Annotated in this window: 6 protein-coding genes; all 6 read right to left on the bottom strand. The window is 40.5% G+C overall.

The window, feature by feature from the left end:
• Positions 1 to 212: 212 nt before the first annotated feature.
• Complete coding sequence (locus B2W36_RS09035; RefSeq protein WP_293887545.1) at positions 213 to 1,859, bottom strand: DUF6377 domain-containing protein; 1,647 nt, start codon at positions 1,857 to 1,859, stop codon at positions 213 to 215.
• A 228-nt stretch (positions 1,860 to 2,087) separates the two neighbouring features.
• Positions 2,088 to 6,638, bottom strand: a complete 4,551-nt coding sequence (locus B2W36_RS09030; protein ID WP_293887544.1) for an efflux RND transporter permease subunit — start codon at positions 6,636 to 6,638, stop codon at positions 2,088 to 2,090.
• A gap of 13 nt (positions 6,639 to 6,651) precedes the next feature.
• Positions 6,652 to 7,758, bottom strand: a complete 1,107-nt coding sequence (locus B2W36_RS09025; protein ID WP_209577457.1) for an efflux RND transporter periplasmic adaptor subunit — start codon at positions 7,756 to 7,758, stop codon at positions 6,652 to 6,654.
• A 292-nt stretch (positions 7,759 to 8,050) separates the two neighbouring features.
• Positions 8,051 to 8,413: a hypothetical protein gene (locus tag B2W36_RS09020; protein ID WP_209577455.1), complete on the bottom strand. Its 363-nt coding sequence runs from the start codon at positions 8,411 to 8,413 to the stop codon at positions 8,051 to 8,053.
• A 208-nt stretch (positions 8,414 to 8,621) separates the two neighbouring features.
• Positions 8,622 to 10,916 carry a GH92 family glycosyl hydrolase gene (locus tag B2W36_RS09015; protein WP_293887543.1) on the bottom strand — a complete coding sequence of 765 codons (2,295 nt, stop codon included), beginning with the start codon at positions 10,914 to 10,916 and terminating at the stop codon, positions 8,622 to 8,624.
• Between the two features lie 157 nt (positions 10,917 to 11,073).
• Complete coding sequence (locus tag B2W36_RS09010; RefSeq protein WP_293887542.1) at positions 11,074 to 12,996, bottom strand: RagB/SusD family nutrient uptake outer membrane protein; 1,923 nt, start codon at positions 12,994 to 12,996, stop codon at positions 11,074 to 11,076.
• Positions 12,997 to 13,006: the final 10 nt, after the last annotated feature.

Raw genomic sequence — 13,006 nt, 5'->3', positions numbered from 1 at the left:
CAAAAATGGCAATGAGTTTCCCCTGCTTCATTGCTCAAAACAAAACTAAGGTCGCCTTGATACAGAAAAAAGAGCGAGTACTTAAAAAGTACCGGTTAAAAAACACAACAACCTAATAATAAGATTAATACAAAAACCAGAGCGCTTTAAAAAGTACCTAAATAAGCGAAAGAATCGAATTATCAACTGTTTTTCGGTATAGAAAACTGCGTCTACGCACGGTCAATTACCGCAATCTGGCAGACAGCAGCTTCAAAGGCGTCCCGATTTCCGGCAGCTTTATTACGTACCTTTGTTCTATAATTATAAACAGTCCGAAGAGAATAACGCAGGAAGCTTGCAATCTTTACCGAATCATCAATGCCCAATCGAATTAAGGCAAAGATGCGAAGTTCGGTATTTAACAGCTCTGTCTTTTTGGGGTATATCTTCTCGTCCTCCTGGAGCAAAGCATTGAATTCATCAACAAAGGTTGGATATAAGTTTAAGAAAATACGATCAAAATTAACATACAGTTGTTTTACCTCCCGTTCCTCCATTTGTGTTGACTTCAACTGCTCACGAAGAGCATCCCATTGTTGATTTGTAGCTTTCTTTAATAAAACCTTTCTAATATCTTCCATTTTATCGATATAGCTGGAGCACATATCAAAAAATTGAGCAATATACTCTTCTTTGATGTGGTTGGATTCCGATAATTTAAGGTTAGTCTGATTAATTTCTTTATTTAATGATCGAAGCTGCTGATTTGTTGCTGAAAGCTGTGATCGTATTCTTCGCAAATGTTGCACCTGTCTATAAATAATAAGGAGTGCAATGATGACACCAATCAATAAAATACTGACGATAACAACTAAGCCAACCAACTGCTTATTTTGACTACTGATTTTCTGCTGATAGGCTGCATTGATGATAGGATATGAAGAGGTACCTTCGATAATCCGATACCGGACTTTACATAACATTGCATCGTCAATTGCTTTTTCGATAAACTGAAAAGCTCGGTCAAAATCTTGCTGATCATAATATGTTAGGGCGAGGTCGTGAAAAGATGCGTTGTCACGATTAGCCATTTCAATATCAGCACTCGCCGATATGGAAAGATAATAGATTTGACTTTTTATATCCTTCTCATACTTATATATGAGTCCCATAAAATACGCTATCAGGGCGCGCTGCTCAACATCCTTCTTGTTTTCATTCCAAAGCATTAACAGTTGTCTTTTAGCATCCTCACGATTACCGTTGAACAACGTTTTTATGGCAATGGTGGTACGATATTCCAAGGAAGACTTTGGCAGTACCGTCAACAATGAATCACGGTACTTTTCACTTGCCTGATAATACTCTGATCGATTATTGCTCTGACCATAATGGCTATAGAAAGAGCTGTAGGTATCATAATACTTTGCCAGGAGATCCCTGCCAAGATGAGCTGACTCGACTTGCTTCAATAATTGTGCGGCTTCGATGTATCTTCCGATAGTGGAATATACCCATGCCAAATCGAGATGAATCACTGCCTGTAAAGAATCATTATCTAGCGGAGCCAGTTTTTGACACAGTAAAATATAAGAAAGTGCTGCGTCAGAATCAAATTTCTTATAATTTTCAAAGATTTCGTAGTTTTTCTTCAAAAATTCAGCAGGATTACTTTCGAGAGCTTTTGCTTCTTGTTTCAGTTTTTCCAGCTTATCTTCACGATTTTTGACGTAAATCTTTTGGTTGTCCATTAAATATTCCAAACGTTGTAAAACGCCAATACTATCCGAAGTCACTTGGGCAGATAGGTAAATACTAAAATGAAAGAAAAGTAGGAAAAGAAAAATGCGCTGCAACATACTAAATCGGTTCAACATTCTGTTGCCTAAACTACATAAAAATAACTACAAAACATGCATGACTTTGCAGCGACCATTAGCAATGACAACAAACTTAATGTTCTTTCTACCCTCTAACATGAAGGACTATCAGAAAAAAAAGAGGACGTCTCACGACGGCCTCTTTCCCTGACCTTTTTGGGTCCAAGAATTAACAAGTTAATTCTTTATCGCATGAAAAATAGTTTTCCTATTGAAATAAAAATCTTATTGCCAGCCCCCTCCTAGGGCTTTATAGAGTAGAATCTGGTTTAACGTACTCTCTTTCTCCAGCTCCACTTTTCCAACTTGGGCTTCCAAAGATTCTTTTTGAGCCGTCACAACATCCAATGATGACACCCTCCCGGCAATAAACAGCTCTTGGGCAGCTTCAATAGATAATTCCAATGCCTGAACATGCTCATCTACGAAATTACGTCGTTTGACGATTGCCTCTTGCGTCATAATTACATTAGAAACCTCATTGTAAGCATTTAAAACCGTTTTTTCATAGTCCACAAATGCTATTCCATAGTCTGCTTTAGCAATCTCATACTGCGTTTTAAGCTGTCTTTGATTAAATAAAGGAAGTGTGATACCGCCAAAAAGATTATAAGCAATAGATCTATCCAAGTTAAATAGCTTACCAAAGCTAAAGCTCTGTAATCCTACAAATGGACTTATTGCAACAGAAGGTAGAAATGCCAGACGTGAAGCTTCTTGGCTGTTTGACGATGCAATCACCTTGAGATAGGCAGCTTTAATATCCGGACGTTGATTCACGAGGTCATCTGGTGTACCAAATTGCATGGCATGATATAAATCTGCATTTTCGGTATAGGTACTTCTTACAATCGGTTGATAAAAGCGTCCCAGTAATCCATTGATATGATGTTCCCACAAAGCTATCTCTTGAAGTAACTGCTCCTTGGCCGCTTTGGAGTTGGCTAATAAAGCCTTAAATTGCTGTACAGATAATTCTGTTGCATAACCAGCATCCTTTTTTACCTCAACAACTTCTAATGCATTTTTATGCAAGGCAATATTCCGATCGTATACCTTTATTTTTTGGTCCAACGCTATCAGTTCATAATAAGCCGTGGCAATATTGGAGACCAGCTCTGTTTCTAAAAGGCGCTTACCTTCCTGTTCAGCTAAAAAGCCAAAATAAGCTGCTTGTTTTTGGCTCTTCAACTTTCCCCAAAGGTCAATCTCCCAGGAGGAGCGAAGTCCTATAAAATAATCTGGAATAAAGGGCTCAGGCAATTTTTCATCACTTTTCAGGTTTTCCGAAAAATTTGAATCGTAGTTACCTATTCCCGATTCTGTATAATGTCCATATTTCCGTATTCCACCTTCCACTGCAGCTTCAACGGTTGGCCCTAATGCCGCCTTACGCTGTTTAAAATAAGCTTGTGCAGATTCCAGTCGCAAGATCGATTGACGAATATCCATATTATTCAGCAAAGCAGAATCAATCAGAGAAACTAATTTTGGATCCCTAAAGATTTCCTTCCAGGACCTGCGGCCTACATTTAAACTATCCGGCGAAATGTTTTTGGAAAATGAGGTCGGTACATTTACTTTCTCGGGCTGATGGGCCTTTTTAGGCACCGAACAACTACCCAATAAAATAAGTGCGGCTATGACTAAAGACGCTTGTTTGACCACTTGTTTCTTATTATCCTTTTTTGAAAATAAAATCACTAATCCAGGGATGACAAGAATCCCAAGTATGGTTCCGATAAGCATCCCGCCTACCGCAGCGGTACCAATACTCCGATTGCCCAATGCTCCGGCTCCACTGGCCATCATTAAAGGAATCAAACCTGCTATAAATGCAAAGGAAGTCATTAATATGGGACGCAAACGGGCTACCGCTCCTTCAATTGAAGCTGTCACGATATCCATTCCCTGCTTATATTTCAAATTGGCATATTCCACAATCAGGATAGCGTTCTTACCCAACAAACCAATCAGCATCACCAATGCTACCTGCGCATAAATATTGTTTTCCAATCCGAAGACTTTCAAGAAAATAAATGCACCAAAGATCCCTGCCGGAAGACAGAGGAGAACCGGTAAAGGCAACAGAAAGCTTTCATACTGCGCACATAACAACAGGTAGACAAATAGAAGACATAGGGCAAAAATATACAAAGCCTGGTTTCCAGAAATCTTTTGCTCACGGGTCATACCCGACCATTCAATACTATAGCCTTGCGGCAAAGAAGAAGCAATTTTCTCCACTTCTTCAATGGCTTGACCTGAGCTGAAACCTGCTGAAGACTGCCCTGTGATCATGGCTGAACTAAACATATTATAACGCGTTATTTGTTCAGGCCCATAAATTCTTTCCATGGAAATAAAGGCATTGTAAGGTACCATCTCACCTGTCTCATTCTTTACATATAGGCGCAATACATCTTCTGGCCGTTGGCGATATTCGGGGCCAGCCTGAACCATCACTTTATACATTTGTCCATAGCGAATAAAGTTTGTTGCATAAAGACTTCCCATCAAGGTCTGCAGGGTATTCATAGCATTTTCTACTGATATCCCCTTTTTTGCAGCCATATCGTAGTCAACCTTCAGCATATATTGCGGGAAGTTCACATCAAAGCTGGAGCTGATATCCTGAAGGACCTCGCTTTTCTCCATATCGTCCATAAACTTCTGCAGCACCTCCGCCGTTTTATTGAGATCCTCATTACCACTTCGATCCAAAAGTCGCAACTCAAAACCCGACGAATTACCAAATCCCGGCACCGTTGGCGGCGGAAAGAAATCAATCTGTGCATCAGCAAAATCCTTGGTTTTATCGCGTAGCTCCTTAATGACATCATCGACAGTCTGGTCCCGCTCTTTCCAAGGCTTAAGGTTAATCATACCCATTCCGTAGGAAGCTCCTGATACTTCGGTGCCAATACTATATCCTGACAAGGTAGAAACAGTTTCAACAATATCAAGCTTTCTTGATACGGAGTCAATTTTATCCAAAACGCGTTCTGTGCGGTCTACAGTTGCACCCGGCGGTGTCGTTACCGCGACATAGATCATCCCTTGATCTTCTGTTGGAATAAATCCAGAGGGTAAGATGGCACTACTGCCCCAAGTTGCTACAAAAAATCCTCCCAACAAAAGAAGTGTCAGTCCGCGCCTTGCACTCGTTTTTACCAAAATACCTTTATAGCCAAAGGCTGTTTTATCATAGATTTGGTTGAATTTTTTAAAGAAACGGTCCAACCAGTTATTCGTTGGTTTACGGTCGTGTGGCGATTTTAGGAAAAGTGCACACAACGCAGGAGTCAATGTTAAAGCGTTGATTCCAGAAATAACAATAGCTGCTGCGAGTGTCAGCGAAAATTGACGATAAAATATTCCGACCGGTCCTGAAAGAAAGGCTACTGGAACAAAAACAGCCGACATAACTAAGGTGATGGCCACAACGGCACCACCAACTTCTTTCATGGCTTCCAATGTTGCCTCCATGGGTTGGAGATGTTCCTCTTCCATTTTGGCATACACAGCTTCCACGACAACAATACCATTATCTACCACAATTCCTATCGCCAATACCAATGCAAATAAGGTCAACAGATTGATGGAGAAACCGAGCATCTGCATACAAAATAGTGCGCCAATCAAACACACGGGCACGGCCAAAATAGGGATAATTGTGGCTCTAAAATCTTGCAAAAAGATAAATACCACAATAAAAACCAAAAGGAATGCCTCTAATAAGGTTTTGATAACAGAGGATATTGAAGCATCCAAAAACCGCGACACATCATATCCCATCGTATAGGTCATGCCGGTCGGGAACTGGGTCTGTTTCAGCTCTGCCATCCGATCCTTCACACGCTGAATAACCTCCTGTGCGTTTGATCCAGGCAATTGCTTTAACATGATGGAAGCCGAGGGCCGACCATCGGTCTTTGACACCATTTCGTAATCTAATGAGCCAAATTCAACATCGGCAACGTCTTTTATACGAATAATGGAGCCATTTGCCGTGGCGCGAATAGGAACGTTAGCATATTCCTCAATTTCAGTGAATTTACCCGGATAACGCAAAACATATTGTTGCATATTACGCATTTTATCCGAGCTGATACCTGTTTGACCTGGCGCGGCCTCTATATTCTGTTTGCGTAATGCAGCAACCACCTCCTCAGCAGAAATATTATAAGCTGCCATACGGTCAGGCTTAACCCAAACACGCATCGCATAGTCGCGCATCCCCATAATCTGAGCAAGTCCAACCCCCTCAATACGTTTAAGTTCCTTTAGAATGTTAATGTCCGCGAAGTTGTAAATGAATCTTTCATCTGCCGTTTCATCGTCCGTAAAAACATTCAGATACATCAACATCGAATTGACCTCTTTCTCTGTAGTAACCCCTGCTTTAATTACTTCCTCGGGTAGTTCATCCAATACTGTTGTAACGCGATTTTGTACGTTTACAGCAGCGATATCTGGATCCGTGCCGACTTCGAAAAAGATCTGAATCACTGTGCTCCCGTTATTGGTAGACACCGAGTTCATGTAAGTCATCCCTGCAACACCGTTAATTGCCTTTTCTAAAGGAATAGCAACTGCATTTGTACTCACTTCGGCGTTAGCTCCTGTGTAATTGGCATTGACGACTACAGAAGGTGGAACAATATCCGGAAATTGTGTAATGGGCAATGTAAATAAGGCCAACAGACCCAAAAGTGTAATAAACACCGAAATAACCAACGACAGTATAGGCCGTTTTATAAATGTTTCAAACATAATCTATCCTCCGCTACAATTTCCTCATTTTTGGATTAATCTTCATTCCACTCCGCAGTCCTTGCACTCCTTCATAAACAACTTTGGCATTGGAATCCAAACCTCCGTCCACAATGTAATAATGGCCCACACGGGGGCCTGCACTAAAAGGTGTCATTTTAACGGTACTATCTGCCTGTAGTGTATACACATAGGTCTTATCCTGAATCTCAAATACTGATTTTTGATGTACAAAAGTGTGCTCTCCTGTCTCCATAGGTACCGCGATCTTACCAGTTGCACCGTGTTTTAGGATATGTTCGGCATTTGGGAATTGGACCCGAAGGGCAATCGATCCTGTATTGGCTTCAAACTCACTTTCAACAAGATGCGCAATTCCTTCATGTGGATAAAGCTCACCATTGGCTAAAATTAATTTCACCGACTTTTGCGTTTCTTTGCCATTCAGCTTATCGCGCATAAGTGCTAGATACTCCCGTTCAGAAATATCAAAATAAACATTCACTTTGCTGAGGTCAGAGATTGTTGTTATCAAACTTCCTTCGGTCAAAAGAGATCCCTCACGTAGTAAAATACGGTCTATACGGCCGTCAAAAGGAGCCCGTATAACCGTATAATCCAATCTTGTCTGTGCCTGATTAACCAACGCACGAGCTTCCTCTATTTTAGAATTGGACGCTTTTAGCTGAATCTTTAATAGATTATACTCCGAAGGGCTCACAATATTCTTGTCAACCAATTTTTGAGTTCGTTCCATCTCCAGTTTTATCTTTTGAGATTCGGCAATAGCATTATCATACTGTGCTTTGGCTTTGGCTAATTCTGAACGGTATTCCTCATTATTATATTTAAATAATAGCTGTCCTTTCTTTACCCAGACGCCTTCATCAACATAGATTTTATCCAAAAATCCATTCAGTTTAGAGCGAATCTCGACGTTTTTTAAGGCTTGAACATCAGCAATATACTCCTGGTAAACAGTGGTGTCCATCACCATCAAAGATGCAACAGGGATATTTTTGAGTTCTTCTTTCTGATCAGCGTTAGCATTAGAGGAGCGGCATGATGCCAGCATCCCAACCGCACCAAGTAAAAGGCACAGTATCCGTAATTTGTTCATAGGGAAATAATCTTCTTTTTAGTGGTCACTATGGAATACCCAATTAATTTTCATCCATGTAGGCGTTTACCAGACATGGGTATTTCAAACGATAATAAAATGTAAAATGTTAAATTCTCTTGCTAGCCATTAAATTTCAATGACTGAAGGGATCATGTAAGCAAAGGGACTACGATAACTTCATCAAGTCTGAGTTGTACGCTATAACCTCGGTCGTATGACGCACAAAAACTGTCATACTTTTCAACTTTAATGAAATGTAGCTTTAAATGAAAAGATAAATAGAAAATAGTTAGAACGGTCGAAACCGGTATAGGAACCGATAGTAACCCGGCCGACAGATGGTTTTAGAACGGTAAAAAGGATGTTCGTCATCCTTTGCAAAGCATAAAGCGGTAAAAACAATACCGAAAACAAAAATGAATATTGGTAACACTTGACTATTGACGGCAAATATGCGATAATCGTCCTGCAACAGCACTTTTTCCTCATGGGAAGATTGAATAGGATCCAAATCCAATACATCATCTAAAAAATACTCCACAATAGTCTCACCCGCATGCACAACCTGTCCCGTTGCCGACGAGAAAGAATCATACGTCAACAAATTAAGGTATGCAAAGAGTATTAATAAATGAAATATTTTACCTAACATATTCTAATTAAGAACCACAAAGGTATGATTTTAAATACCCAAGATTATTGTATTCATGTAAAAAAACCATGACAGCCTCAAAATTAACTATCATGGTTTTCAAATACAACTCAATTTTCATCGATTGTTAAGAACTTTTAACGTTCAATGAAGTGCTAAATTTTCGTATAGATTAAGGATTAGCGAACTTATTGCTGTAGCAATTTTATCACTTATTTATCTTTTCACGACTAAAGGAATACGGAGCGTCCTCTTTTTTTGTACCTCTATTTTTATTTGGGGCATCGCTCATTTTGAACTGAAGGTTGGCGCCCTGCAGTAAGTCTTTATAACGGATATAATTCCTGTCATAAGGTTTTCCATTCCAGGAAAGTTGGTCCACATAAACCTGATTTCCCTCCTTTTGCTTCGCTTCAATCAGCACTTTTTTACCGTTTTCAAGACTTAGGGTCACCTTATCAAATTGTGGAGAACCGATCACATATTCTCCTGATCCGGGTGAGACGGGATAAAATCCCAATGAAGAAAAAACATACCACGCCGAGGTCTGCCCATTGTCTTCGTCTCCACAATAGCCATCCGGTGTGGGCAAATAGAGTTTATCCATTATTTTGCGTACCCAATATTGTGCTTTCCATGGCTCTGCAGCATAATTATAGAGGTAGGGCATATGTTGAATCGGCTGATTACCATGCGCATACTGCCCCATATTCATCACCTGCATCTCACGCATTTCGTGTATCATACCGCGACTCTTCATCCCCTCATAACTCGGAATAACAAATACGGTATCCAACATGGATACAAATGACTTATTACCACCCATTAAATCAATTAAACCTTGAGGATCGTGGAATACACAAAAACTCCAATGCCAAGCATTTCCTTCCGTATATTCTCTTGACCAAGCACTCGGGTCAAAATTGGGAACGAATGAACCGTCGGCATTTTTTCCGCGCATCAGTTTAGTACTTGGATCAAACAGATTTCTATAGTTCATTGCCCGTTTGGCATAAATAGCTGTTTCCGCCTGGGGTTTACCCAACATTTTACCAAACTCATAGATACACCAGTCGTTATACGCATACTCCAGCGAACGCGCTACATTTTGGTCGACCTTTACATCGGCGGGTATATAGCCTAATTTGTTATAGTATTCATAACCAAAACGGCCAGTAGATGTGTGTTTGGGATAGGCATTATTGGCGCCATGTTTCAATGCTTCCCACAATAACTCTTTATCATATCCCTTCCGACCAGTAATTAACGCATCCGCGACAATAGACGCAGAATTGTTTCCAATCATCGATGCGCGGTGTCCTGGCGAAGCCCACTCAGGAAGATAACCGCTCTCTTTATAAGCATTTACCAAGCCTTCTTGCATACGATCGTTCATAGAAGGGTATAATAAATTCAATAGCGGAAATAAACTGCGGAATGTGTCCCAAAAACCTGTATCTGTAAACATTTCTCCAGGTAACACCTGGCCATTGTAGGGGCTATAGTGAATACGGTTACCCCTTGCGTCGATCTCCGAAAAATCTCTAGGGAAAAGTGTTGATCGGTACAGACAGGAATAAAATGTACGCAGCCTGTCAATATTATGGTCTTCAACTTGTACACGTCCCAGAACGTCATTCCACTGTGCTTTACCTTCGTCAATAACCTGTTGAAATGTCTTCGACTCAACTTCTTTCAAATTAATTTCTGCCTGTTCAAAACTTATAAAAGAGGAAGCGATCCGAGCAATGACTTTCTCGCCTCTCTTTAGGGAAGGGAAGCCAACGACTGCTCCGGCGTGATTATCCTGAATTTCCAATTCATCTGTTCTTATCGCGCCGCTTTTAACAGCAGCTTTGTAGGAAAAAGGTTTATCAAAAGTAACGACGAAATAATTTTTAAAATTGTCCGGAACGCCGCCGCTATTCTTTGTTGAATAACCGATGATCTTATTTTCCTGAGGAATTACTTTAATATAAGAGCCCTTATCAAAGGCATCGACGATAACATAAGCACTATCTGTTTTAGGAAAGGTAAACTGGAAGATTGCCGCTCGTTGCGACGGAGACAATTCAGTTGTTACATCGTGATCTGCGAGATAAACACTATAATAGTAAGGTTTTGCAATTTCGGCTTTATGTGAAAACCAGCTTGCTCGTTTCTCCTGATCAAATTGCGGAGTTCCCGTGACAGGCATGATTGAAAACTGCCCATAATCATTATTCCAAGGGCTTGGTTGATGGGTTTGCTTGAACCCTTTGATTTTATCTGCAGTGTAAGTATATACCCAGCCGTCTCCCATCTTGCCCGTCTGTGGTGTCCAGAAATTCATACCCCATGGCCTTGCGATCGCAGGATAGGTATTCCCGTTAGACAATTCATACTTCGATTCGGTACCGATCAGAGGATTCACAAAATCAACCGGTGAGGGCTGCTGCGCCATAGCTGCATGAATAGCGCATAGAAAAAGAATGCTACCTGTAAGTTTTTTAATATTAAACATATTTATGCTTTTGGGTTGAACGTCATTAAGAAAAAAGCTAAAACGTATTAGTAAATATAGGGAAGAAATTTAAATATAACGGATTGACCAGCTGTTTTTCACAAGATGGTTACAAAAAATCCCACAATCAAATGATGTGGGATTTTCATTTTAACTACTACCATCCAGGATTCTGACCCAAGGAGGGAGACTTTTGGATCTCTGAATTTAATATAGGAAACAGATAGTGAGTTGGCGCCGTAAAGACCCTACTTTCTACAAAGAAACGCTCCATTCGATAACGCTTATCTCCAATTTGAATTTTACCATTTGCGTCTTCGACAGCCCGCATACCATTAATCATATTCTGAAGTTTCGGATAGCTTGTATTACCATTTTTCCAATAATTAACACTGCGTTCGTTATTCGTACTACCTGATGCAGTAAAGGTTTGATATTTAGATTTCTCCGCCGAACTACTTGGTTCTAGATACAAACGACTATCAAAGGCTCTCTTGTTCTCGTAAAAGAATTCAACCCTTCGTTCACGATAAATGTACTCACGCATCAAATTTTTATCAGCAAGTGTTGTCAAAGGCATGGGCGCCATAAAAGACCTAGCTCGTACCTGATTAATTAAATCATAGATCTCCTGTGTTGGTCCATCAACTTCATTAACTGCTTCGGCGTAAATGTAAATGAAGTCTGGTAAACGCCATACTGGAGGCGCACTGATGATAACACTCCCATTCTTATTCCAAGCTTCCTGCAAAAATTTTCGTAAATAATATCCTGTTCGGGTCGCATTATTAGCGCCAATCTGATCAGCACCACTGGCAATATTAGTCTGAGAAGGATTATTGTTAGCTCCTCGAAATGCAGCTCCATGGAATATAATATCACGATAAAAACGTGGATCTCTTTTTACCGAAGTATATGGGTTGCCATCATCATAACCATCTTGTTTCGCCTTGCCACTATAAATAGGATAACCAAAACCATCAGGAGAGAGATACTCATATTCATCGACCTGCTCCTGCACCGGCATTTGGCGAGCCCCCCCGCCGCGGCTTGGCGGGTATACATCTCCAAACCAACCTTCGCCCTTGTAGCGGGTAAAGAATAGTACATACTCATTTTTGAAGGCCTCCATATCATAAAACATTTGCCATAGACGAGTGTAAACCGTTGAATTGCTAGTATTTTGCCCCCCACTATCGCCAAAATCGGTATTTGAATACTTTTGATAAAGACTATAACGTTTTGCTCCAGCAACCTTGCTGTCCAGAACCGCCTTAGCGGCCTCTTTAGCTTTCACCCAACGCTGCGGATCATATGTGGCATATTCGGATTCAAACTTACGTGTCCCATTATAGCCTTTTGCCGCAGCTCCATTCCAAAGTGGTGTAGCGGCCATCCAACGGGCCTCCGCAATCAGCCCAAGACATGCACCTTTATCAATACGCCCGAAATTCTGTCCCTCCCATCTTTCGGGGACAGCATTATATGCTACTGTCGCATCAGCAATAATTTTATCGATAACTTTATGTACCGACTCTCTTTCGAAATTCATATTTTCAGTGGCCGTGATGACATGGTCTATATAAGGTATTTCACCATATATACGAACAGCCATCAAATGAAAGTAGGCTCTTAAAAAGTAAACCTCTCCTACGCGCATAGGCAATGACCCCGGCTCCAAAATGTCGTCGGGCGTGCTATACTTTTTGATCCCTTCCAAAATAATGTTTGTTCTACGGATGCCGTCAAACATACTATTCCAAAACTGTCCATTGTCTCCTGGCAATTCGTTGATATTCCAATCACCATTGTTATATCTGTTTGTTATATTTCCCTCTACTGTCGATCCCTCTGCCTCATCAGTTATTGCAGCACTCGAAAAATGATAGAACCAAGAAATAGGCTGATTTACGCCCTTAGCTTTAGCATAAACATCTGTAACTAGCTGATTAACTTTCTCATAACGAGTAAAAACCTCATCTTCCCTGATTTGATCATCAGGTAATTTATCTAAATATTTGTTGCAGCCTACGATTAAAGAAAGTACAACAACTGCCATAAAAAAAAGAATTCTTTTCATATTTACACAT

The organism is Sphingobacterium sp. UBA3549 (assembly GCF_002376635.1).
Classification (GTDB): Bacteria; Bacteroidota; Bacteroidia; order Sphingobacteriales; family Sphingobacteriaceae; genus Sphingobacterium.
Note: the sequence above shows the minus strand (reverse complement) of the source record. Positions and strands in the feature narration are given on the sequence as shown.

Coding starts and splice junctions, on each gene's coding strand:
- B2W36_RS09035 (WP_293887545.1), bottom strand. CDS start 1,859: ATGTTGAACCGATTTAGTATGTTGCAGCGCATTTTTCTTTTCCTACTT.
- B2W36_RS09030 (WP_293887544.1), bottom strand. CDS start 6,638: ATGTTTGAAACATTTATAAAACGGCCTATACTGTCGTTGGTTATTTCG.
- B2W36_RS09025 (WP_209577457.1), bottom strand. CDS start 7,758: ATGAACAAATTACGGATACTGTGCCTTTTACTTGGTGCGGTTGGGATG.
- B2W36_RS09020 (WP_209577455.1), bottom strand. CDS start 8,413: ATGTTAGGTAAAATATTTCATTTATTAATACTCTTTGCATACCTTAAT.
- B2W36_RS09015 (WP_293887543.1), bottom strand. CDS start 10,916: ATGTTTAATATTAAAAAACTTACAGGTAGCATTCTTTTTCTATGCGCT.
- B2W36_RS09010 (WP_293887542.1), bottom strand. CDS start 12,996: ATGAAAAGAATTCTTTTTTTTATGGCAGTTGTTGTACTTTCTTTAATC.